This window comes from Verrucomicrobiota bacterium (genome assembly GCA_039192515.1).
Classification (GTDB): Bacteria; Verrucomicrobiota; Verrucomicrobiia; order Methylacidiphilales; family JBCCWR01; genus JBCCWR01.
On the sequence record JBCCXA010000004.1, the window covers coordinates 56,830 to 81,201 of the forward strand.

A 24,372-nucleotide genomic window follows, 5' to 3' on the forward strand; every position below is an offset into this window, starting at 1 on the left:
GAAAAAATAATTCTTTGAGCGACTTAGCGCTTGGAGAACTGGACGCGCTTGCGTGCTCCTGGTTGGCCTGATTTCTTACGCTCTTTCATGCGATCATCTCTTCGCAAAAACCCAGCTTTCTTCATTTCTGGGCGAAGTTCGATATCAAATTGCGTGAGTGCACGGGCGATAGCCATCTTGATGGCCCCAGCTTGCCCCGTTAGGCCACCACCTTCAGCACGAATAAGAAGATCAAATTTTTTATGCATTTCAGTACTCAGTAATGGCTGAAGTGCCTGAATGCGTTGTCCAGCAGTGACGAAGTATTCGTCCAGCAGCTTGCCGTTAACGGTAATTTTTCCATTACCCTCCTTAAGATTTACTCTAGCTGTTGATGCTTTTCTTCGTCCTGTAGCCATAAAAAGTGGTGGGGATTTTTTTGTTACCATAAACTATTTCTGTTGTGCGTTGTTAGTTGAAACCATTTGAGGCTTTTGTGCTTCATGGGGATGAGAATCACCCTTGTAGACGTGTAATTTTTTGAAAATGGAGCGTCCTAGACGATTGTGAGGGATCATTCCCTTGACGGCTTTCTCCATCATCAGTTCTGGACGACGCTCCCTGAGCTTCTTAGGGTTCTCAGAGCGCAATCCGCCAACATACCCGGAAAAATAAGTGTAGGTTTTATCAACTTCTTTCTTACCAGTGAAAACAGCTTTGTCTGCGTTTATGATCACTACAAAATCCCCAGAGTCGATGTGGGGAGTATATAGGGCCTTATGCTTGCCACGTAGGAGCACTGCAGCTCTCTCAGCGACGCGTCCGACGACTTGGTCTTTTGCGTCGATGATCCACCACTGACGATTAATATCTGTTGCCTTAGCTGAAGCTGTTGTTTTCATAAAAAAGGAGAGAAAAGATATTTATCTAGCCCCACTATGTCAATGATTTAATGAATATTTATTGTCAGAAGTGTATTTCTCGGTATTGTAACCTGTCTTATCGCAGAAATAGAGGTAATATCATCTAGGATTTGGAAATAACATATGAGTGCAGAAACAAGTGCCCCAAAAGGCAAACGGGAAAAAAAACAGGGTAAAGAGGTAGGTAAAGCAATGCAGGGTTGTGATATCTTGGTCAAGTGCCTAGAGCGCGAGGGTGTAGATACTATCTTTGCTTATCCAGGTGGGGCCAGCATGCAAATGCACCAGTCCCTAACCCGCTCCAAGCAAATTCGCACATACTTACCTCGCCATGAACAAGGGGGATCTTTCATGGCTGCTGGTTACGCTAGGGCATCCGGTAAGCCAGGAGTTTGTATGGCAACTTCAGGACCGGGTGCCACTAACTTAGTTACCGGCATAGCGGATGCGTGGATGGACTCTGTTCCTTTGATAGCCATAACAGGGCAAGTAAAAAGGGACGCTATTGGTAAATCAGCGTTTCAGGAAACGGATGTTTTTGGTATGACGCTACCTGTCGTCAAACATAGCTACCTAGTCATGGATGTTAATGACATACCACGTGTTGTAAAAGAAGCTTTTACCATTGCTACTACTGGGCGCCCTGGTCCTGTAGTAATTGATATGCCTAAAGATGTTCAGGGAGCAAAGACCCATCCAATATTTATTGATGAAGTTGATTTACCTGGATTTAAGACTCCTCCGAAGGCGGATGACTTAGAACTAAATGAATTACTGGGCTTGGTAGAAAAGGCAGAAAAACCAATGCTCTATGTAGGTGGAGGAATCATCACTTCTGACGCAGCGAAGGAGCTCATGAAATTTGTCAAGGCTACGGGAATCCCTGTTACGACAACTTTAATGGGTATTGGTGCCTACCCAGAGACTGACGATCTTTCGATGAAATGGTTGGGCATGCATGGCACTGTCTATGCGAACTATGCAGTTCGTGATTGTGATCTTCTACTTGCAATGGGAGTCCGGTTTGATGATCGTGTAACAGGCAAGGTTAGTGAATTCGCTAAGAATGCTACTATTGTCCATGTTGAGGTTGATAATTCTGAGATTAATAAAAACAAGGTAGTCCATTTACCCATCTTGAGTGATGTTAAATATGCATTAAATCGTCTTAACGAACTACTTTCAGCGCAAAAAGGGAGAGAGAAAAAAGATCTTTCCACATGGCATACACAATTAGCGGCATGGAAGAAGGAGCATCCCCTCCACTATGTCGAAGAGCCGGGAACCATTATGCCCCAGCATGTAATAGAAGAACTCTATCGCCTTACGAAAGGGGAGGCTATTCTGACTACAGGTGTTGGGCAGCACCAGATGTGGGCAGGTCAATACTATGATTTTGTTCATCCTAGAAGCTTCCTTACTTCTGCGGGCTTGGGTTCGATGGGATTTGGTTATCCTGCGGCTTTGGGAGCAAAAGTCGCTTGTCCAGATCGCGAAGTTATCGACATCGATGGCGATGGATCCTTTGTTATGAACATCCAGGAGCTTGCTTGTGCAGTTGCTGAAGGAGTTGCTGCCAAGGCCATAGTTATTAATAACCAATACTTAGGAATGGTTGTTCAATGGGAGGATCGTTTCTTTAAGGGTAATCGTGGTCATACCTACTTAGGGTTACCTGATGATCCTAAGCGTATTTACCCGGATTATTTGGCGATTTGTGAAGGCTTTGGAGTAAAAGCTGAGCGTGTTTCGGATCCTAAAGACTTACGACCAGCTCTTCAGCGGTTAGTGGATTCAAAGGAAGCTTATGTTTTGGATGTGATGGTTCCATATACGGAGCATGTTTTGCCTATGATACCTGCAGGAATGACTGTAGATGATATTATCACTGAGCCGATGGGTTCAGACAATGGTCATATCAAGGGAGATATTCCCGGATAAGATATAAAATTAAGAGAGCTATCGTATGAGTGAAGCTGGTAAAAAAGTGCTACATGAACTAACCACAGGTAATATCGAAGCTAGAGTGGGACGGGCGGTCGATAAAGCTCACTATTTTAAAGATCGCTCTCTATTACAAACTGAGGTTTATATCAGAAAAAATCCCATACAGGCTGTGGGCTACGCAGCCGGAATTGGCTTTGCTGTAGGCGTATTAGTTAGTTCAATTCTTCTGACGAGCACCCAATCGAGTAAGGATTAATTATAAAGAGGTTAAGCTTATTCTGCCTGCTATATGTTTTCTTTTATTGAGAAAATGGTAAGCAAACTCTTGTCGATTTATGTAATTGTACCCGATTGTTAATATGATGGTCTTATTCTTTTTTATTAATCAAGGTGTCAGAACGGATTACAAAACAACCCCACATACAATTTCTATTAATCTAGGACCTGATCGTGAAGGAGGGTGTTACGGGCAAATTTATTGTATATACATTTATTTTCGCCGATCAAACAGAGTGTATAAGTAGACTATGAGGTATCCAATACTTCAATTTATCTCGAATCATGGGATAGAGGCTTAAAAATCTGCTAGATCTTAGTTCAACTAAGATAGAGTCTTTTCGAATTATCACCTTTTTGAGACACATGTTTCCGTTCTATCCGGATGGGCGCTTCGCTTGCTCATAAGAGCCAAGCTCATAAGATGTCATTGATACATCTTGGTTGTCTACATTTTTACAGAGGCCCAAGCTATCAGCATTATCTTTAAATTTGTATGACACTATAAGGATTAGAATCTTTTCCTTAAATATTTAAAATCTGTAAAAATTATAATATAATAGACTTTATTTGTTTTAAAATCAATTGCTTAACAGTTCGATAAAGCTACTTTGTAGGGTTGATTAAAAAGCTATTAAAAGAATTTTAGGAGAGTTTATCATGGCAAATGAAGCACTCATAAACTACTTAGAGCCATTTGGCTCCGAAATAATAACAGGAGCGTTACATGTATCTGATGAACATGAGATGCAAAAGGGTGTCATCTATCTTCATGATGGGTTAATTGTTTACGCTAAAACAGATGTATACATAGATAAAATTGCTATTTTTATGATGATGTCATGGCAAAATGGTAGCGTCAAATTCTTAGAAAATGAGAAACTCCCTTATATTAGATCTAGCTATGAGCCTCATGTACTGATTTACGAATATGCAAAGCTTGAAGACCTTTACCCAGGAATCAAAGAGCTTAGATCTAATTTGATTCTTAGTTACTTAGAGAGTGAAAGTATTATGGCTCCGAATGGGAGGTCCAGTGAAATACCAGACTTAGAAAACTATAATCTGTATTTGGAAACGGAATTAGCAAGTCATTCTGCCAAGAGCTATATGTTAAAATTAGGGCAATCATTTATAGGTACTTCTAAAAACTGCAATATAGCCGTGGATCACCCTACTGTATCTAAGTTTCATTGTCGTATTGATTTATCCCACGATGCCATGGTCATACGGGATTTAGGAACGCACAATGGGACCTTTTTAGAAAATAAGATGATCGCAAAAGCCTTTCTCGCGCCTGGGGATACCATAAGTCTCGGTGAGCTATCATTTAGAATAAATCAGGTCCCCAAGCGTAAATTTGCAAGAGAAACTGCTGATATCAAAGGTTTTCAAGCCAATGTATTTTACTCAATATCTCAGCCTGATAAATATGATGTGAGCTGCGAAACTGATGATTTTGGAACAGAGGCAATCCATGTGAAGGATAGCGATGTTCTCGTAGGAAGATAAAGATATAACTTTAATTTGCAAAATTTGAATAATTAATTATTATGTCTGAGTTTATAATCCAGACAGAAGACGCAAATAGTAAGGAGAATACTACCTTGGCAAATCAAACACTTATAAGCTACTTAGAAACATTTGGCCCTCAATTGCGGACAGGAGTATTTCGTGTGATGGATAAGTATTCAGAAGAAACGGGAGCCATTTTCATGCATGATGGATTAATAGTTTATGCTGAGACTGAAGCTTACACCAACCGTTTAGCCATCTTATTGATGATGGTATGGAAGGGGGCAACTGTAGAATTTTTGCCTCAGGAAGCTCCTCCTAAGGTAGGCTGTAGCTTTGGAGTAGATCTTATTCTCTTTCAATTTATTCAGTTGGAAGATCAATATCCACATGCTGAGGCGTTAAAAGAATACTTGGATAATGAAAACGCCAGAATGGAGATGGATGTTTATCGCGAATTACCTGACTTAAAATTATATTCTATTTATTTAGAGGCGGAGCGAGAGCCTCATATGCCGATAATTTACGAGCTAAGGGAAGGAGACCTTACTCTAGGTGGATCTGAGAAATGTGATATTGTGGTTCAGCATCCTGCTGTTTCCAGGATCCATTGCAAGATTAAGTTAACTCAAAGCTCCATGGTGATTCAGGATTTGGGTTCTACCAATGGGACATTTGTGGAAGGTTCCATGGTAGAGAAGTCATATATAGTGCCCGGAGATCTTATTCAGTTAGGTGAACATTCATTAAGAATCAAAGCAGTGATGAAGAGAAATTTAACCAGACAACATGTGCTAATAGAGGATTCAAAAATGCAAGAAGCGGAAAATGGTCAAGATCTTGAAGACTCATTCAATCCGGTAAGCGATACAACTAAGGTTATTCATTGGAAGAATTTTGAAAACAAAAAATCTCCGAGAATGAATTTATTGGCTAACCTTCTTAAGGTCTAAATATAATAACCGATGCAGTAAAGCTTTGATGTAGATGCATTTGAAATTAACTTAGATCGCATTACAACATGTATTTTGACCAGCTGGTGCAAAGGAAATTGAAAGATTCGGGCAAGATCCTAGCACCCTGAAACATGGAGTTTCTTAGATCAATTGTCCTTTTGAAATCTACGTTTGTATTGATCCGGACTGGCGTTCCACACTAATTTGATGAAAGAATTATCTTCAGAAGAAAAGGTATGATTAATTATTTGTGCCGGCTCTCTTTCCATTGTGGGTCAAGCTTTTAGCCATGTCGTTCAACTTTTATCACATCATCTGGAGTTAAATAAAAAATTGATTTTCAGGACTACCAATGGATTCCCTTAGCCGGTAAATTAGAGTAAGGAGCAAATTTATTGGCCACCGTGATGATTTATATTGCCTATCAGCATAATTAAACTAATTTGACACTTGTCTAATCAGCTGAGAGGGGAAAAAGGCTTTGTCTAATAACAAGCTAATAGCATATTTGGAAACGTATGGACCTAGATCTACTACCGGGGCGTTTCGTATATCTAAGGCAGACGGTTCATCTTCCGGTTCCATTTACCTTCACGATGGATCGATAGTATTTTCGGAGACCAAAGGCTATAGGGATAGCATAGCCATCTTTATGATGATGTCCTGGGCAGATGCAAAGGTTGAGTTTACTGTAGACAAGAAGACATCAAAAATAGGTTGTAAGTATGACACGGATCTCATTCTGTTTGAGTTTATAAGGCTCGAAGACCAATTTCCTGATAAGAAGGCTCTAGTTTCTCATTTGGTTCTAGCACATTTGGAGCAGGAGAATAAAGAGACTGAAAAAGTTAAAGCTAGAGAGCTACCTAACTTGAAGTCATACTTACTGTACTTGGAAGTGGAGCAAGAGGGGCTCGAAGCGGATATCTATCAATTAAAGCAAGGCCCATTATCTATTGGTAGCTCAGATGCTTGCGATCTAGTTATCAAGCACCCATCAATCTCTAGGATTCATTGCCGGGTCATTTTGAGTCAGCATTCACTGATTATCCAAGATCTTGGCTCTACTAATGGGACATACATAGAGGGACGCATGGTAGAGAAAGACTATGCCATTCCAGGTGATTTGATTCAGTTGGGCGAAATGACTTTGAGAGTTAAGGGGACGATGAGGCGAGCACTAAATCTGGAAAAAATGATTCCCGATCCACAGGAGGAGATGCCAGAGAGGAAAATGGCAGTGAGGCCCCTCTCGTTTAATCCTCTCGATCAAAATACTCGGGCAATTCACTGGGAAAATCTCCCTACTAAAAAGTCAGTGGCTAAAAAAAGCCTTCTTCGTGGTTTGATAAAAAAATAGTCTTACCTACTTCACGGAGACAAGCGTTCTATGGTCCATGTCCCCTGTTGGTTGTCTTTTCTATAGCGAAACCTATCATGTAGTCTGCTGGCTGAGCCTTGCCAGAATTCGAATGAGGCAGGGACTACTCGGAACCCTCCCCAGAAGCTTGGGAGAGGGATCTCACCTTGAGCAAATTTTTTGCTTAATTCATCAAACTTAGCTTCTAGTATCTTGCGCGATGAAATAATGCTACTTTGTTGAGAAACCCAAGCTCCTATTTTACTGTTAAAGGGCCTGCTGATAAAGTAGCTCAAAGACTCACTGGTTGCAATTTTTTCAGCTTTGCCATTGATATGGAGTTGCCTTTCTAGGGCTATCCACGGGAAGAGCAAAGAAACTTGAGGGTTTTCTTGAATTTGCTTTGCTTTAAGACTTTCGTAATTTGTGAAGAAAACGAATCCGCGATGGTCAAAAGCTTTGAGTAGAACAGTGCGCGAAGTAACTAATCCCGATGAAGAAGCTGTGGATAAAGTCATTGCGTTAGGCTCTAGAAGATTAGCCCGCTGCGCCTCTTGAAACCAACAACGAAACTGTCGAATAGGATCTGCATCTAACTCGTTAGGTTGCAACCCACGGGTAGAATATTCTTTACGTAAATCGGATATCTTTATATCGGTAGACATGTTTTATATCTAGTGTAGGTGGCAGAAATGTCCCCCATGTAATCAGTATAGATTAATCTAATCTCAAAAGGGAGCGGATCAAATTTTTTTCCAAGTGCCGTCATCTGACTGCACCCATTCGCCGGGGAAGGAAGCATCTTGCTTGCGCTTTACATATTCTTTGATGATAACGGATAGCGGCTTCTTTTCTTCCTTTGCCTGCTGCTCAAATAATTCCTGTCTATCAGCATTCTCAGCATTTATGACGGTTTTAGCATATTCAAGATAAGTAGGATCAATGGGCTTATTTCTTAAGTGTAGAAGGCCGTTATTCCCTTCCCCAGCCACTTCATCATTTTTGAGATTTTGCACTTCAGCCATGCGGTAAAGGCGTCTTTTATCTAACGAAAGTGAATTTGGATCATCTGCTTCGCCAGATGTTTCTTCTGTTTGATGGTTGTGATGATGCACGTCTACAGACATGTTGACATCAATTACCACAGGTTCAGGAGTCTCTATTTTGATGGTAGGAGCACAATTAATGAGTAAGAAACAAGAAGTTAAAATGAAAAGAGTCTCTATTATTAGTCTCATCGTTACTTACTTTGCTTAGCCTGTGTGAATTTAGTTGATGACGGATGTTTTTCAGCTTTATCTGGCTCTAGCCAAGAAATATCGAAATTTCTCTTACCTTGCAAGCCATCTAAACGGAGGGATAGTTTGCTTTTGGGGGGGTGATAGTTAAATTCACAAGACCCTTGAGTGTAGTCATAGTCTCTAAAGGCCTTCAGAATAACCTCACTAAGTTGTCGTTTAGTAGGGCTAAAGTCTTCAGGAAGTTTTTCTAAAAGTTTATCAACAGAGGAGATCGTAAGCTTTCCTGGTTGATTTAGCTTAATATCTCCTGAGAGTTGTCGGATTTTTGTGTTACGTCCATCGACGGTAAACGTGCTCTGAACAAGGCCATCCATTAAAAAGTCCTCAGGGCTAAGCAATTCGGTGATTGGTTTCAGATTTATATCAAATGTGCTCATCCAAGCATTCCAGGGGAAATCTGTGTCAAGTTTTACAGAAAAACCTCCCTGAGCATATCCCTTATTAAGCTCTCCGTAGAGGCTTCCGTAGATGCCTTTTGCATCAAATGTGAGACCTAGGTCAATATTATTAACAGGTATCTCTTTCCAAAGAACGGTATTAATTCTGATAGAAGGAACAATATTGTCAGTGTTAGCTTCTTCTAGTGGCAAGCTAAAATACAAATGACCTTCTAGGCCTAACAGCTGCAAGCCGTAGTTAGGGTAGCTTTGATTGCTAAGTGGAATTTTAAAATTGGAACTTAAAGGTAGCTCCGAAAAGTTATCTAAAACTAAGCCAGAGGCTTCTGTATTAAAAACAAATGGAAGAGTGATTCCAGGTCTACCAAATGTGGTAAGTATTAGACGGCCTCCCTCTACTTTAAAATTCGCAATGCTCCAAGGTAGTTTTTCCTCCTGCACGCTTTGTTTCTTAGGTTTTTTTTGAATAACGTCAATGAGCCAAAACAGATCCTCGCCAACATAAATTTGAGGTTGCTGGATGGCAATGAGATCAAACTGTTTTTGCATGAGCCCCTCAAGGCTGAAAGCAAGCTGTATTCTCTCAATATTAAGGACTTTCCTAAATGAATTGTGCGGTGAGTAGATAGCAAAGTTTTCTATATTTTCTGTGTATAAAGTTTGATTTATTTGAGGATCTGAAGATCCGAGGCGAACGTTTTCTAGAATAATAGCGTCTGTATCAGCTATATTAATAGTGATTGGGCTTTTATCAGGACTTAGGTTGTCAATAAGCACTTGCACTTGTCCTATGACAAGTTTCTTTAGAAGGACATTCAGCTCGGTTTTTTTTTGATTAGCTTGGCTGTCCTTAATCTTATTGTCCTTTGACTCTTGAAACTCTTCTAATTTGCTTAGCCATGTTTTGGCTCCATAAACTCGTATTTCTTCAATTTCGCCTTTGATTAGTCCATTGTATTTCCATTTAATAGAAGCTCTGTCTACACTTGCAAATTGTTCGATCTTGATGTTATGAACAATCATTTCATGAAAACCACTTGTTATCTCTACTGAATCGATAGCAATATCATATCCAAGTTGCTTCGCGGCATTTGTGATAAAGCTTTCAGGGGAAAAAGAATTAGCGAAATAAAAGGAGATACCGGTGGCTAGTAAAAGGATAGTGATTCCTAGGATTAACCATGGGTTTCGGCGTAATGGCTTATTAGATTTATTTTTGTTTCTTTTATCTACCAAGGAACTCATGAGCCTTTTGCCTCTTTGTATAGAAGCAGCGTTTTTTGACGACTCTGGGAATGATCAACAACGGGTGGCGGATAGTCCAGCGAATTTGATTCAGGAACGTATTTTTTAATGAAATGCCCTTCAGGGTCAAATTTTTCAGCTTGGCTAGTGGGATTAAAGATACGGAAATAGGGCGCTGCGTCAGTGCCCGTGCCAGCTGTCCATTGCCAACCTCCATTATTAGCTGCTAGATCCCCATCATAAAGCTTTTGCATGAAATATTTTTCTCCCCATTTCCAATCTATATGCAGATCTTTACAAAGAAATGATGCTACGATCATACGTAGGCGATTGTGCATCCAACCAGTCTGATTTAGTTGGCGCATTGCTGCGTCAACGATCGGAAAGCCTGTTTGACCATGACACCATTTTTTAAAGAGCCTAGTGTCATTCTGCCATGGAATCCGATCATATTCTGGCCGGTAGCAGCCACTAGCTACGTGCGGAAAATGATACAAAATATTTTTGTAAAAATCTCTCCAAATGAGTTCAGATACGAAGGTGTCTAATTCATGGATTTGGCTGGGATAATTGGAGGACTGATTTTTTAAGGTAATAACTTTTAGGTAGATGAAGCGGGGGCTAATTGTTCCAAATCGAAGGTGCGGAGAAAGGCGCGATGTAGTATCCTCAAAAGGAGAGTTTCTCTTGCTAGCATAATGAAATATATTTTTCTTCAGAAAGGATTTTAAAGCATCGTTTGCGGCTTTTTCTCCGGAAGAAATCATGGGTATCTCAAGTCTGAGTTCTAACTCATCTAGACTCGGGATGGAGGATTTAAGACTTGTTTGAGTTTTTTGGGGTAATTTTATCGATTGCGGTCGAGGCAGAGTCTTAGGTGGGGTGAGCTGGCGCAGTGCCTTAGAAAAAGGAGTGAAAACTGTATAAGGGCTGCCATCCTTCTTTAAAATGGTATTAGGAGGATAGATGCATAGGTCTTCAAAAACTTTGCATGAAATTTCCTTCTTTTGGCAAAGTTGATTTACTATGTTGTCACGTTCTAGTGCGTAAGGTTCATAATCTTTGTTATAATAGAGTGCGGTTATCCTGTTTGCTTTAAAGAGGCCTGATAGTTGTTGAACGGGCTCGCCTTTCAAAATAAAGAGTTCAGCACCAATGTATTGAAGATTTTTTTTTAGCGAGGCTAATGCCTCAAGAAGATAGGCTATACGTGGTATGCCTACGTCTTTGGCCTTTAGGATCTTGGGGTCAAAAATAAAAATTGGTAAGACCGTATCGTGCTCATTTAGAGCATGATAGAGAGAAGGATTGTCTGAGAGTCTTAAATCTCTACGGAACCAGTGGATAGCAGTTGTCATGTATTTTTGGCAAAGTAGTTGATGGTAGCTTGGTGCCTATATCGAAATAAAATTCTAAAGCCAATTTCTATAAATGGGAATAAAAGATATTTCAATGGACCGCCTTTAATGTCGTACTGAATAGTATCAGTTAAATAAGACTGATTAGTGTTTTCAGACTTAATAAATTGATGGGTATGTATCCAGCTTGTAAAAGGAAATGGTAGTTTGGAAGCGATATCTTGGATGCTAGCAGCATCTGGCTCAGAGATAGAGGGCTTTTTATTGGATCCCCAATTAACTTCCCAGTACTGAGCGATGCCAAAGATTGATACGCAAAGTTTTATATGCGGGGTCTTTTGCTGATTGACATCAATGGACTTGAGTTTGAGAAAACTAGGAGAAATAAGAGGAATATTTTTGGGCTCTAGATGAAAATGGTAGAGTGCATCTACGGAAGTTGGAATCTTTGTTTTCGTTGAATGAAAGGAAAAGTGTGGTTTCGGCATTTGCAGTAGCTTCTATACTCTTTCTTTACCTAAGTTGTTACTGAGGAGCTTAATGATTCTTTTAGAGTCATTAGCTTTGATGAAATAGTAAGCAATAAAACCAATATTGCATGCTGCCCAATAAAATAGACCGCCTAGGTAATACCACTTCGCAGAGGATGAAAGTGCATTTAAACTTTGATAGACTCCTATGAGAAAGAAAGCAGCCCAAATAAAGGACCAGTGTAAGGTAAAAAACGAGAAGAAACGGAATGGAGTAGAAAGTAAGAAGCCGCTAATTCTAGGCTTTTTTAGATCATAAAAATAGGTGGATTCTAGCTCAGCTCCTAGCAGTAAATTTAGACGATACATTTCATTAATTTTCTTTTCAATTGCTTCAGCATGTATGCGAGCAAAATCGCAAAAATGCAGATAAAAGGAAGCCTGCACTCCAGCGCTTACAACGAGAAAAGGTAGATAAAATATGGAGTGTGAGTGAGGTAATAATATAAGTGTGAGGAAGAGTACTAAGCTTGTTGAGATCAGTGTGAAAAATTTCTTGTGGTAGCTATATTGCATAGATCTCATTCGCTCAAGCTGCTTTAACCAAATTTCTAATACTTGTTTATCTTGTTCCATAATTACATTAAATTGTTTCGTTTTATAGTAATTCCATTCTTAAATTTTTCCAACTGTTTGTGATTGTGTGAATGCTTGAAAGCTCTATTACTACGTAGGTAGATGTTGAACATAAAACCAACTGGGATCGCCCCTTTAACTATTTTTGCGGTTTTATTTTCTATTGTAGGTTGTTCAAAGCAGAAGGAGGGCAATTTTAAGGAAAGGTTGCTAGCACTAGAGAAATCACCCGAGAGAGAGTTAAGAGTTGTTTTTGAGTATGAAGGCATACCTAAGATCTGGTGTGATGCATGGTTAGCTAATGGTGGGTTGAAGATCACCCAGTTCCAATTCCATGAAAACTTACCGGATGATATTTTGCTCGATGCCGAGCTGTATATCTTAACACCCAGAAAGATGCTGGGGTTGGCGGAAGAAGTCGCTCTAGTAAAACTTGATGATAAACTGAAGCAAGATGGTGTGAGCCCCGTTTTTACAAATCATCCTTTTGACATTGATGGGCTGTATACAAGACCCTGGAGGTGGACTCCCTATTTATTTTTGGTGCGTAACCCTGAGAATAAAGGAGATATTTACCGGAATTGGCGTAAAGCTGCGAATAGTGCATGGCCTAAGGATAAACATTTATTAGCTGCGTTGTCATTGAAGGAATCTGGAAAAGTGGCTAACCCAGCAAATCTTGATGAAAGAAATGTTATTGGAGATGTTTTAGCAGAGGAATTGATGGATAAACTTTTTGATGAAAAAACGCTATGGAGAAAATATAAAGATCTAGAAATAGATGTCACCTATATACCTCTTTCATATTTAGTCAAAAATAGTCATCAAATTCCAGCGGGAACTTATATAAAGTCCCCTGCCCAAGGCTCAATGATTTTATTCGATCATCTATTACTAGGGGCAAAGGCTGTGGAACTAAAGGAAGCTATGAAATTGGCTGAATGGTTGCTAGATGATGAAAAACAAAATGAGATGCTAAACACCTGTGGGTATTTCAAGGTGATTTCAAAGTTAGGTAAAGAGATGGATGGCGTGCCTCTTGTATTACCGACTGCATGGTTTAATAGAGCGGACTTCCTATTGGAAGTATCTCAAGACGGAGGAGTCATTGAGAGGCAAAAAATTATTTGGGATAAACTCGCCCAAAAAGAAGCAGAGAGGGAAAAGGCATCAAAGGATCTGATTGGTCAGATCATGGCAGAGGAAGAAATCACCTTGGATAAGGCTGATCATCTTAATGAGTAAAAGCTGATTTACGTTGGCGATCTATCTGAAGACGTTGCATCGTTCCTAAAAGTAGCTCAGGTTGAAAGGGCTTTTTGATAATCGCATCTATATTCTTATTTTGCTCACTCTCTAGTATGTATCCGCTTGTCACAATTATCAGTGCGCTTGGTGCCAATTTTCTGAGCTCAGCGACAAGCTTTGCTCCAGGTGGGCCTGGCATAGTCCAATCTGTTATAATCCAGTCTATAGTAAGACCATATTGTTGTGCGAGCTCAAGAGCTTCTGTTCCATTGTTAGCAGAGTAGATTTTTAAACCAGATTCATGCAAGTTGTCTGTAAGCACCTGCAGGCAGAGTGGCTCATCATCTGCAATAATAGCCCTAGTACCGGAGGGTTTTCGAATAGGTGACGTTATTTTCTTCTTATCAGGCGAGGCTTCCGAAAAAGAGGCAACTGGAATAGCAATTGTGAAAACGGCACCATGGGGTTCCACATTTGTAGCGCTAATATACCCAGAATGTGCAGATAATATGCCTTTACACGTGGAGAGACCAAGACCAGTTCCTTTACCGGGCTCTTTACTAGTGACAAAGGGGTCAAAGATAGAATCTTTGAGTTTTAAATCGATTCCTGTGCCACTGTCTTGGATTTTACAAAATACGTAACCTTCTTGAGAGGAAGGATTTTCATCAGGCTTAAAGATTCCGGTGGAAATCACAATGGTTCCATTTTCCTCAATAGCGTCATTGGCATTGAGTAAGAGGTTAAGAATGACTTGGCTGATCTGGCCTTCGTCTAGGTAGCATGCTGGTAGAGTAGGTGTGAGCCGTGTATTGATATGGATGGTGTTTTTTAGGATAGGTTTTGCAAGCACAAGGGTTCTGTTAACAATATCATTTAGGTTAGCCGAGCGTAAATTTGTGGAGTGTTGTCGCGTTGCTTTAAGGAGTTGCTCTACAATTATTTCGCCTCTATGAGCAACTTCTAGAACATTGCTTACAATTTGGCGGTCCTCGGAATCGCTAGCCGATCTTTCTAATGAGCTTAAGAGGCGATCTAAATTTCCTGTTACGATATGCAGTAAATTATTAAATTCATGAGCTACACCTCCAGCCATACGGCCCAGTGCTTGCATCTTACTTGATTGTCTTAGAGCTTTTTCGCTTTGTTCATAGTCATAGGCGGTTCCTATGAGTTCAGCAGCTAGACGAAGGCAATCAATCAATCCTGATTCAGAAGTTTCCGAGTGAAGATGGTCTTCTAGTATGAGAAAGCCCCTGAGCTGTTCGTTGATGAAAATAGGTAAGATTATCAGATTTTTAATATTATGTTTCTCGAGCTCTTTCCTAACAGAGAAATGGGCTTTTTCATAAGGCAAGGCTAAAGGCTTACCCTTTTTGAGGTTGTAGCGATAGTTGTTCCAAGGAGCCTGTTCTAATTGTTCAATGCTTGATAGAATTGGGCGGTTAATCTGAGTTCCTAATATCAGTGTATCTGTTTCTGTAATAGAGAACTCTCTTTGCGGTAGGTGTAGTATAGCATAACAATTTTTAGTAGCCAAAGCCTCATCAATTTTTCTGAGCATGCGGTTCAACAGCATAGAGATATCTTTTTGTCCAAGAAGGCGGTCACCTGTTTGAGCTAAAGTTGCTAGAATAGAGTCTCTTTGCTTGAGTATATTGAGAGCAGCTAATTTGGCTTTAACAGCTTCTTCTCTCTGCATGCTTCGCCGGCGAATAAGAAGGCTCAATAAGGTAGCAAATAAGATAGATATTCCAATTACCTGACCGTTTGTATAGTCAATATTCTTAAAGGGGTGTCTGATTTTTTGAGCATCAAAAGCAAAAACAAGCATGGGATATAAGCCAGTGAATGATTCTTCATTTGCAGTAAAGGGCTGGGCGATGTACTCAACCACTGGAGACTCGGGCGTTACTAATTGGTAGTGGTAACTTTTTAAAAACCTCCATGAGCTTCTGGTTATATTGCGAGTCGATGAAGCACTTGCTATCATTGATTTATAGCTTTCTGATTTAAATGACTTTTGAACTTGTTCTTTTTTTTGGGGATCAGAAATGGATTGATTCGAAGATACAAGCAATACCAGATCTTTGTCTAGGCCCTTGGTATAGAGGCGGATCCCTAGTAGGTCTCGATTATTACTTAGAAGCGTGTCTAATTCCCGCGAAATTATTTTCTTCTGCTTAGCCGAGTCAAGCTCTCTAATGCTCATTTGTGTTTTGTATAAAGACTGAGTTGTTTGCTGGATAATAATTTCAAGATCGCGGTTGATAATGCTACGTAGTACATCTTTGGAATCATTTGTGATTAGTCCAAACATGAAGATAGTGCTACTCGTAAAAATGGACCAAAAAAGAAGTGCATCTAAGTACCAAACGGGATTCAGAAGTTGAAAAAACTTTTGAGGCTTTTTTGCAATTTTCATAGAAACTTCTAAGGATTGAAATCCTGATGCTGTTTGGATTTATCCCATTTTATGAGGCGTTCTTTAATGATTTTTTCATAACCGTTGTTTGTAGGTTCATAGTACTTTTTTAGATTCTCGATAAATGGTCCAGGTGCTATAGCATTGGGGTAATCATGCGGATATTGGTAGCCCTTGCCATGGCCTCTTTTTTTAGCTCCCGGATAATGACTATCCCGTAGAGCTTTTGGAACACCTAGGGTGCGCTCCTTAGATAAGTCTGAAAGAACTGACTCAAGAGCAGCGTAAGAGCGGTTGCTTTTCGGTGCGGTTGCTAGGTAAACAGTAGTCTCCGCAAGTATGATCCTGGCCTCAGGCATGCCAATGCACTCAATTGATGCTTGGCAAGCATTTGCTAAAATAAGCCCTTGGGGATCGGCGAGTCCTATGTCTTCAGCCGCCAAGATAGTAAGGCGTCTGGCAATAAAGCGTATCTCTTCCCCAGCTTGAAGCATCTTGGCCAACCAATACAGTGCAGCATCAGGTTCGGAAGCTCGTATCGATTTGATGAAAGCAGATATTGTATCGTAGTGCTGGTCTCCCTGAATATCATAAATTATAGCCTTCTTCTGAATAGATTCTTCAGCGATTTCCAAGGTAAATGCAATTGCCTGTTTTTCGGAGAAAGTATTGGTTGTCATGATGCCAACTTCTAAAGCATTTAATGCTTTTCGAGCGTCGCCTTCGCATACTTTGGCCAGATGGATTAGTGCTTCAGGTTCAGCTTCCACTTGATATTTACCCAACCCTTTTAGTTGATCTTCAAGGGCACGGTTAAGAAGCGCCACTATCTCATTTTCAGTTAACGGAAGGAATTCAAACAGTTGCATACGAGACAAAAGAGCTGAAGTTAGAGAGAAATAGGGATTTTCTGTGGTTGCGCCGATCAAACGAATCCAACCTTCTTCAACGTGTGGGAGTAGAGCATCTTGTTGGCTCTTGTTAAAGCGGTGAACTTCATCGACCAAAGCAAGTGTTTTCCTTTTTGAAGAGTTCCATAACTGTTTGGCTTGATCAACACACTTACGGATATCCGCGACTGAAGATTCTACGCCATTTAATAATACGAAGTGATCTTCCCCCTTACGAGCTATGATGTGGGCAAGAGTTGTTTTTCCAGTTCCAGGCGGTCCATGGAAAAGGAGTGCTGTTATTCTGTTGCTTTCAATTAGCCGTAGCAGAAGTTTGCCTGGACCTAGGATATGTTCTTGGCCAAAGAAGGTCTCCAGTGAGTTTGGGCGAAAGCGGCTGGCGAGGCTCTGGTCAGGCGGTTGCAGCTGAGGTCTGGTCATCGTCTCAGAGCCAAAAAAATCACCTGTCATTCATTAATCATAAGCTCTGTAGTCACCTAAGACAGTAGTTTTTTTGCTTTTTCTTGCCATTAGTTATTCAAAAGGTAGTCTCTGGCTCGTTTAACAATGTTTAGAGAATGATACAAGACAATGGACTATAAAGATATTACACCTCCAGCTGGTGATCAAATTAAGATTAAGAATGGTAAATTAAATGTGCCGGATAATCCTATAGTTCCTTTTATTGAGGGAGATGGTATAGGTCCGGACATTTGGGCGGCTTCCCAGCGCGTCTTTGATGCAGCTGTTGAAAAAGCATATGGAGGGACCAAGAAAATTAGTTGGTTTGAAGTGTATGCAGGAGAAAAAGCTTTCAATAAGACTCAGAGCTGGTTGCCAGAAGACACACTCAATGCCTTTCGTGAGTTCTTGGTGGGAATTAAGGGGCCATTAACAACTCCTGTTGGTGGAGGGATTCGGTCTCTAAATGTGGCTCTTCGTCAAGAGTTAGATCTCTATACTTGTCAGCGCCCGGTTAGATATTTTAAGGGAGTAGAAAGTCCTGTAAGAAAACCCGAGCTAGTTGATATGGTGATCTTTCGTGAAAATACCGAGGATATTTACGCAGGTATCGAGTTTGAGGAAGCAAGTGATGAGGTCAAGAAGCTCAAGACTTTATTAGCCGAGAATTTTCCTGATCGATTCAAGAAAATCCGCTTCCCAGATACTTGTGGTATTGGTTTAAAACCTGTTTCAATTGAGGGAACCTCACGCTTGGTAAAAGCGGCTATTCAGTATGCCATAGACCAGGGGCGGAAAAGCGTAACCTTAGTGCACAAGGGAAATATTATGAAATTTACCGAAGGTGCTTTCCGTGACTGGGCATATGAGGTAGCCAAAAATGAATTTGGAGGCAAAGAAATAGACGGAGGGCCATGGTGCGAGCTTCCTAATGGAATCGTTGTAAAAGATGTTATTGCGGATGCCTTCCTGCAGCAAATCCTAACCCGTCCTTCTGAATACGACGTTATAGCGACGCTAAATCTCAATGGTGACTACGTATCAGACGCCCTTGCAGCGCAAGTAGGTGGTATTGGAATAGCTCCTGGAGGTAACATTAATTTTGAAAGCGGGTTTGCAGTTTTTGAAGCTACCCATGGCACAGCACCCAAATATGCTGGACAAGACAAAGTAAATCCTGGTTCTGTTATACTTTCTGGTGAAATGATGTTCAGATACCTAGGTTGGGCTGAGGCTGCCGATTTGGTGATTAAGGGATTGGAAGAAACTATTTCACAAAAGAAAGTGACTTATGATTTAGCCCGTTTGATTGAAGGTGCTGCAGAACTTAAGTGCTCAGAATTTGGTTCAGCAATTATTGAAAATATGTGATTCCTTACGATGGCGTTATAATGTAGTGTAATGCCTCGTTCGACATGGTAAAGCGTCTGATAAATCCTTTTCTTTGGGGCAACTCGATTGCTTTGTCATGGATGTGGGGTTTAGGCTTATTTTTCTCTGTTCAGATTACCTATCTCTTTGGGCTTTTTGGCTTGTTATCCTTCGCTATTCCTAATGCCTTAGGGCTTCTTATATATGGATATATTCTTCAGCGTGTAGCTAATCGAAAACCTGGTCCCGAGTCTCTCTCGGAATTTTATGCTCAGTGGTCCAGGCCATTTCGTTTAGTATTTTTTCTTTATCAGGTGTTAGCATTAATGCTGACGATCTTTGCAATTATACGCTATCTTTGGGAGCCTTTAGGTCTAGAGCCATTCTTACTGTACCTTCCTTTAACCCTGTTAGTAGTGCTTGCAGCCGCTAGTTTATTTGGTGAAGAGTTTGATATCACGCGCATCAAATTTAGCCATTTATCACTTGGGCTTATTATGCTTGTGGCTATAGGGATATTGTTTTTTCATATCGATTTTGATGATATCCAAAAGCAAGGTTGGATAAGTTTTGAACCAATCAAAGATATGGGTTATTGGGGCTATGTTATTCCTTTATGTATAGGTTTATTGTTAGGGCCCTGGCTCGACCTACAGCAGTGGCAGAGGGCTATCCAGATACGCCGAGAAAAGGCATCTATCTTTCAGTCATATGTCATAGGTGCGACTTGCTTTTTCCTTCTTCTACTATTTCATGGGTTGTTGACTTGGTGGGTAGTGGGAACAAGGACTGGGATTAGTGAGCTTAGTCAAATTGGCATCCTCAAGGGCATTGATTTATATAGCTATGCGCAAGGAATCAATACGGCCTTTTTCTATAATCATGAATATCTGAGAGACCTGGTTTTTCCTGCGTACTGTGCATTTATATGTATTTGTATTTTGACCACGTTAGATAGTGGCTATATAGCACTCAAATGGTTTCTCTCTTCCAATGCTAAAGCCAGCAAGCACATGATTTTTTCCATTGTTCCTGAGTGGATAGTCTCTTCACCTATCCCCACATTAATCTTTTGCGGCTTCTTTACTATATTTGCGGTGATTGCAAAATTTCAGTTGGAATATTACATGATCTTTTATGCGACGTTTTTTGTAGGTTATGAAGCTCTGGCAGTTAGTCGGTGTTACTCTGCGAAGCCCACCATTCCCTTACCTCAAATTAAATTATTTTGTGTAGGAAGCGTAGCAGTTGTGGTTTTTTCCTATGGCTATTTTCAAGAGACCCCTGCAGCGCAGATTATTGGCGCGCTTATGCCATTAATTTATGTTTTGTGGTTACTTTTGAAACCAGGTGCAGATGAGGAGCTTGACTTGCCCACAGTCATCAAAGAGGAAGCTACTAGTCTCATTAAGCAGGTAAAGGAAGGCGTTACCGGCAGTGGAGACAAAACCAAAATTGTTGAAGTTGTAAAAGGCTCGGGCGGTTATTTTGAGGATAATCATTGGTTTGTTTATAAGGTTTTGGCTACTTATGTAGATACTAATTCTGTGGGGAATATATACTTTGCTATGTATCCAGTCTGGGTTGGAAAAGCCAGAGAACTATTTTTTAATAAGGTATTGCCAAATTTTGACCTAAATAACACAGATTACTTTATTTTGACCAGATCCTTTGAGCATAAATTCACGAAGGAGGCCAAAGAATTTGATGAGATTACAATTAAAATTCGAATTAGTGAGAACAACAGAAAATTTGCGATGCTTGAGCATCGCATTTACGATGCTCAAAATGATTTACTGGGGAAGGGAAATCAGTCCTTAATGTTTGTTGATTCTAGTAATTATAAGTTGATTGACATTCCGCGAGAGGTTTATAAAGCTTTCTCGCCTCACATATAATAATTGATACCATTTTATCTACTGAACAGGATTTGAGGATGACTCTTTGCTATAGTGACCAATCTTTTTTAAAAAACCTAAGAGCTGGACAGTTGTCTGAACTCTTTAGCCTCATTCCAGATATTCAGTTTTTCATGAAAGATAAAGAAGGACGCTTTGTTTTGGTTGACCAAGGCTTTATAGAGATGCTTGGGACTAAGGATGGGAATGAAGTTCTCGGTAAAACAGATTTTGACTTTTTCCCAGAAACCATTGCAACTTGCTTTGTTGAAGATGACAAGCTGGTCATGGAAAGCCAAAAACCTTTGCCAAATCGTATGGAATTAGTTCCCAATAATGAGCTTCAATTGGATTGGTGTTTGGCTAATAAGATCCCTTTATTTGGACTCAATGGCGAGGTCGTGGGCATTGCTGGGATCTCAAGGAAAATGGCAGCGAGCGATATACAAGTATCTACAGATTCTAATCTCAACACAGTAGTCGAGTATATACGTATGAATTTTGCCAAACAAATTAATGTTGAGCAGCTCGCGGAAATAGCTGGACTGACAGTCAGAACCCTTAATCGCCGCTTTACAAAAGCCTTTGATACCTCTCCTCTAAGATATATCAAAACAGTTCGTTTAAATTCCGCATGCTATGCACTTACTAATACAAGCAGAACTATTTCCGAAATCGCCTTCGATTGTGGCTTTTGTGACCAAAGCTATATGACAAAAGAATTCTCAGCTAGATTGGGTGTTACGCCTAGGGAATATAGACTGAAATATTCTAAAAAAGCATAACGAAAAATTGATAAACTCTATTTTTTTGGGCTGAAACCTAATGTTTTTTTAATAAAATGGTTCAGTCAATGAACCTTTTTCGTTTTCAAGTTAGCAGATTATGCTAGCTTATTTGCTGCTTAACATAAAAAGCACAATGCTAATTGTTAACGCTACAGCCAATTAATTTGATTGAAAGAAAGAGTTTATGTCTAAAAAAGCATTAGCAGATGAAATGATACAGGAGGAAAACCCGTCGAATGAGAGTATGGCAGAAAACGAAACAAAATGTTGTAATGGGATTTGGCCATTGAACTGGTCGAACGAAACTTGGGGATTTTTGACCCTCAGACTGTTTTTAGGGCTTCGGTGGTTTATAGCAGGCATCGAAAAATGGGAATTGGATGGTGCATATACAAATGAAAATTATTTTACCAATATGGATCGCATGGCTGGCGGTATAGCCAGCAATTCTTTCATGCCTGAATGGATAACTAAATTTTACGCTTATCCTCTAGGCTATTTACTCGTGGCGCTAGGAGTGGCTTTACTCCTGGGTATAAAAACAAGAATAGTTTTGATTTTATCAGGTTTGACGTATGTTTCTTTATGCTTCGGATTAATGGCAGTGGAAGAGAGGGCTGGAATTGCTTGGCTTGCTATTCACATCGCTATGAATGTTTGGGCCTTACTTCTGGTGAAACACAATAAGTTGGCCATTTGGAAGGATTAGCCGATAGCTGCCACATTTAATTGAGGAAACCAATTATGAGTAATCAACTTGAACAGAAGAATACAGATCTAACAAATGTGACACGCCGTGAATTTGTGTCATCTGCCGCGGCTCTGGGAACAGGTTTGGTTGTAGCTTCTAAACCGATGAAATCGCTGGCTGAGTCGGCGAAGAAAGAAGATTTAAACGTCGCCGTGATAGGATTTGGTTCACAGGGCAAAGTGCTCATGGACGCCATGCTACAAATACCGTCAGGTGTCCGTTTCAAAGCAATCTGCGATGTATGGCCTTACAAACAAAAATATGCGCAAAGATACCTTCAAAAGTTTAAGCATGATGTAAATGTTTACACAGACTACCAAGACATGCTTGATTCGGAGAAAGATTTGGACTGTGTCATAGTCGCTTCTCCTGACTTTGTCCATGCTGACCATACTAATGCGGCGCTGCGTGCCGGCTGTCATGTCTACTGCGAGAAATTGATGTCTAATACTGTAGAAGGTGCTCGTAGTATGGTGCTTACGCAACGTGAGACGGGTAAGCTTCTTCAAATCGGCCACCAAAGACGAAGTAACCCGAGATATATCCATGCTAAAGAAAAATTGATAGACGAGGCAAATCTGTGCGGGCGCATCACAACCATTAACGGGCAGTGGAATCGCGCCGTTAAAGAGGATGATACCTGGCCTAAAAAGTATGAGATTGATCAGTCAACCCTTGATAAATATGGCTATGCTAATATGTTTGAGTTTCGTAACTGGAGATGGTTCAAGCAATACGGTGGCGGGCCCATTTCCGACCTGGGCGCTCACCAGATTGATATTTACAATTGGTTTCTAGATGCAAACCCTCAGTCAATCATAGCAGGTGGCGGTGTTGATTTTTATGACAAGCATGAGTGGTATGACAATGTCATGGCCATTTATGAGTACGAAGGTAAACTTGGGAAGACCAGGGCTTTCTACCAGGTTCAAACTACCACAAGTGCTGGCGGCGGCTACTATGAGTATTTCATGGGAACAGGTGGCGCTATTAAAATTTCTGAAAATCCAAAATACACTCAAGTCTTCCAAGAAGCGGGAGCAGATTGGGCAGAGTGGATTGATAAAGGTTACATTAAGCAAGGGGCATCTGGGGGTGGAGGTGGATATAATCCATTGGCTCCAAAACCATGGGACAAACCCAAGGGTGGTTCTGGAAAAGTGGATGTAAGAGAAACCGCTGCACTTGTTTCATGGGACATTCCAGTCGATCTAGGTAACAAAAAAATTCATCAATTCCACCTGGAAAACTTCTTTGACTCGGTAAGGGGAGAGACGGCTTTAAACTGCCCAGCAGATAAAGCATTTGCATCTTCGGTAATGATTCTAGCGGCAAACGAAGCTGTTGGAGCACAAAAAATGCTAAAATTTGAGCCCAGTGAATTTATAGCATAGAACTAACGTCATACTGTAGTGAACAATAAAGTTAGCCTCGCTAATTAGATAAGGTAAAGAATGAAGAAGAAAAGTATAACAGTATTGATAGCCATGTGCGCTTTAGCGTCCGTGGGTTACTCAGCACCTCTAAAGACGGATTTGCCTGAGCCTCAGTTGATGGGGACTCCTAATCCAAAATGGGATGAAGGTGTTAAAAACCTATATAAGGGTAAAGTTAAATGGCCAGAAGTTCCCGATGGCGTGACTAATCTTGCTAAGGGTAAAGCGGTCACTTCTAGCGATGATTTCCCGCTTCTGGGTGAACTTGAGTTTGTTACTGATGGTGATAAAGATGCTGGCGAGGGTTACTTCGTAGAACTAGGACCAGGTCTTCAATGGGTCCAAGTTGACCTTGCCAAGGAGTCAGAAATCCATGCAATAGTTGTGTGGCATTATCACTCCCAACTTCGTGCATACCACGATGTTGTTGTGCAAATCTCAAACGATCCAGAGTTCAAAAAGGATGTAACTACTATCTTTAATAATGACTATGATAATTCAGCTAAGTTAGGAAAAGGTAGTGATAAAGTTTACGGAGAGACGAACGAGGGTTGGCCAATCGCTGTAAAAGGTGTTAAAGGACAATATGTTCGCTTGCACTCAAACGGAAGCACTTCTGGTGAAATGAATCATTACATAGAGGTGGAAGTATTCGGGAAGTAGAATCGAAGTTTTTCAATGTAAAACTCCCTATTACAAAAAGTAGTAGGGAGTTTTTGTTTTATAGATTTGATAAATT

General features: G+C 40.4%; 22 protein-coding genes. 12 read left to right on the plus strand and 10 right to left on the minus strand.

Features of this window, described 5'->3' with window-relative positions:
- Window positions 1–23: 23 nt before the first annotated feature.
- Both rpsI and rplM read right to left on the minus strand, forming a co-directional pair.
- Window positions 24–428: a 30S ribosomal protein S9 gene (gene rpsI / locus AAGA18_03215; GenBank protein ID MEM9444341.1), complete on the minus strand. Its 405-nt coding sequence runs from the start codon at window positions 426–428 to the stop codon at window positions 24–26.
- Window positions 429–431: 3 nt separating this feature from the next.
- A complete protein-coding gene (gene rplM / locus AAGA18_03220) occupies window positions 432–881 on the minus strand; it encodes a 50S ribosomal protein L13 (protein MEM9444342.1) in 450 nt (149 codons plus the stop codon).
- 213 nt (window positions 882–1,094) lie between these two features.
- On the opposite strand from rplM, the gene ilvB reads away from it, so the two are divergent.
- The 5 genes from ilvB (at window position 1,095) to AAGA18_03245 (ending at window position 6,956) form a co-directional block, all read left to right on the plus strand.
- On the plus strand, window positions 1,095–2,843 hold the full coding sequence (gene ilvB / locus AAGA18_03225) for a biosynthetic-type acetolactate synthase large subunit (protein ID MEM9444343.1): 1,749 nt from the start codon (window positions 1,095–1,097) through the stop codon (window positions 2,841–2,843).
- A gap of 25 nt (window positions 2,844–2,868) precedes the next feature.
- Window positions 2,869–3,105 carry a DUF883 C-terminal domain-containing protein gene (locus tag AAGA18_03230; GenBank protein ID MEM9444344.1) on the plus strand — a complete coding sequence of 79 codons (237 nt, stop codon included), beginning with the start codon at window positions 2,869–2,871 and terminating at the stop codon, window positions 3,103–3,105.
- A 680-nt stretch (window positions 3,106–3,785) separates the two neighbouring features.
- On the plus strand, window positions 3,786–4,637 hold the full coding sequence (locus AAGA18_03235) for an FHA domain-containing protein (protein MEM9444345.1): 852 nt from the start codon (window positions 3,786–3,788) through the stop codon (window positions 4,635–4,637).
- Between the two features lie 41 nt (window positions 4,638–4,678).
- On the plus strand, window positions 4,679–5,593 hold the full coding sequence (locus AAGA18_03240; GenBank protein ID MEM9444346.1) for an FHA domain-containing protein: 915 nt from the start codon (window positions 4,679–4,681) through the stop codon (window positions 5,591–5,593).
- Between the two features lie 511 nt (window positions 5,594–6,104).
- Complete coding sequence (locus AAGA18_03245; protein MEM9444347.1) at window positions 6,105–6,956, plus strand: FHA domain-containing protein; 852 nt, start codon at window positions 6,105–6,107, stop codon at window positions 6,954–6,956.
- A gap of 11 nt (window positions 6,957–6,967) precedes the next feature.
- On the opposite strand, the gene pdxH is transcribed toward AAGA18_03245, so the two are convergent.
- The 6 genes from pdxH to AAGA18_03275 form a co-directional block, all read right to left on the minus strand.
- On the minus strand, window positions 6,968–7,609 hold the full coding sequence (pdxH, locus tag AAGA18_03250) for a pyridoxamine 5'-phosphate oxidase (GenBank protein MEM9444348.1): 642 nt from the start codon (window positions 7,607–7,609) through the stop codon (window positions 6,968–6,970).
- Window positions 7,610–7,699: 90 nt separating this feature from the next.
- Entirely contained in the window at window positions 7,700–8,194 is a 495-nt protein-coding gene (locus tag AAGA18_03255; protein ID MEM9444349.1) for a DUF1318 domain-containing protein, read from the minus strand.
- A gap of 2 nt (window positions 8,195–8,196) precedes the next feature.
- Entirely contained in the window at window positions 8,197–9,900 is a 1,704-nt protein-coding gene (locus AAGA18_03260) for a hypothetical protein (GenBank protein MEM9444350.1), read from the minus strand.
- The gene (locus AAGA18_03265) at window positions 9,897–11,258 is read right to left on the minus strand and encodes a deoxyribodipyrimidine photo-lyase (GenBank protein MEM9444351.1); all 1,362 of its coding nucleotides are present in this window, start codon (window positions 11,256–11,258) and stop codon (window positions 9,897–9,899) included. Before AAGA18_03265 ends, AAGA18_03260 begins: the two co-directional genes overlap by 4 nt.
- Window positions 11,255–11,746 (minus strand): hypothetical protein, encoded by a 492-nt coding sequence (locus tag AAGA18_03270; GenBank protein MEM9444352.1) that lies wholly within the window; start codon window positions 11,744–11,746, stop codon window positions 11,255–11,257. Before AAGA18_03270 ends, AAGA18_03265 begins: the two co-directional genes overlap by 4 nt.
- 12 nt (window positions 11,747–11,758) lie before the next feature.
- Complete coding sequence (locus tag AAGA18_03275) at window positions 11,759–12,364, minus strand: hypothetical protein (protein MEM9444353.1); 606 nt, start codon at window positions 12,362–12,364, stop codon at window positions 11,759–11,761.
- A 102-nt stretch (window positions 12,365–12,466) separates the two neighbouring features.
- Here AAGA18_03275 and AAGA18_03280 point away from each other — a divergent pair, with 102 nt between their 5' ends.
- On the plus strand, window positions 12,467–13,609 hold the full coding sequence (locus AAGA18_03280; GenBank protein MEM9444354.1) for a hypothetical protein: 1,143 nt from the start codon (window positions 12,467–12,469) through the stop codon (window positions 13,607–13,609).
- Here AAGA18_03280 and AAGA18_03285 read toward each other — a convergent pair.
- Both AAGA18_03285 and AAGA18_03290 read right to left on the minus strand, forming a co-directional pair.
- Window positions 13,599–16,037, minus strand: coding sequence for an ATP-binding protein (locus tag AAGA18_03285; protein MEM9444355.1), 2,439 nt, complete (start codon window positions 16,035–16,037; stop codon window positions 13,599–13,601). The genes AAGA18_03280 and AAGA18_03285 overlap by 11 nt on opposite strands.
- Window positions 16,038–16,045: 8 nt before the next feature.
- Complete coding sequence (locus tag AAGA18_03290) at window positions 16,046–17,368, minus strand: replication-associated recombination protein A (GenBank protein MEM9444356.1); 1,323 nt, start codon at window positions 17,366–17,368, stop codon at window positions 16,046–16,048.
- A 150-nt stretch (window positions 17,369–17,518) separates the two neighbouring features.
- On the opposite strand from AAGA18_03290, the gene icd reads away from it, so the two are divergent.
- From icd to AAGA18_03320, 6 genes are all read left to right on the plus strand, one after another.
- Entirely contained in the window at window positions 17,519–18,760 is a 1,242-nt protein-coding gene (gene icd, locus AAGA18_03295) for an NADP-dependent isocitrate dehydrogenase (GenBank protein MEM9444357.1), read from the plus strand.
- A gap of 44 nt (window positions 18,761–18,804) precedes the next feature.
- Complete coding sequence (locus AAGA18_03300) at window positions 18,805–20,658, plus strand: thioesterase family protein (protein MEM9444358.1); 1,854 nt, start codon at window positions 18,805–18,807, stop codon at window positions 20,656–20,658.
- Window positions 20,659–20,696: 38 nt separating this feature from the next.
- Entirely contained in the window at window positions 20,697–21,443 is a 747-nt protein-coding gene (locus AAGA18_03305) for an AraC family transcriptional regulator (GenBank protein MEM9444359.1), read from the plus strand.
- Window positions 21,444–21,630: 187 nt separating this feature from the next.
- On the plus strand, window positions 21,631–22,155 hold the full coding sequence (locus tag AAGA18_03310) for a MauE/DoxX family redox-associated membrane protein (protein MEM9444360.1): 525 nt from the start codon (window positions 21,631–21,633) through the stop codon (window positions 22,153–22,155).
- Window positions 22,156–22,190: 35 nt separating this feature from the next.
- Window positions 22,191–23,591, plus strand: a complete 1,401-nt coding sequence (locus tag AAGA18_03315) for a Gfo/Idh/MocA family oxidoreductase (protein ID MEM9444361.1) — start codon at window positions 22,191–22,193, stop codon at window positions 23,589–23,591.
- Window positions 23,592–23,651: 60 nt separating this feature from the next.
- Entirely contained in the window at window positions 23,652–24,296 is a 645-nt protein-coding gene (locus AAGA18_03320) for a hypothetical protein (GenBank protein ID MEM9444362.1), read from the plus strand.
- Window positions 24,297–24,372: the final 76 nt, after the last annotated feature.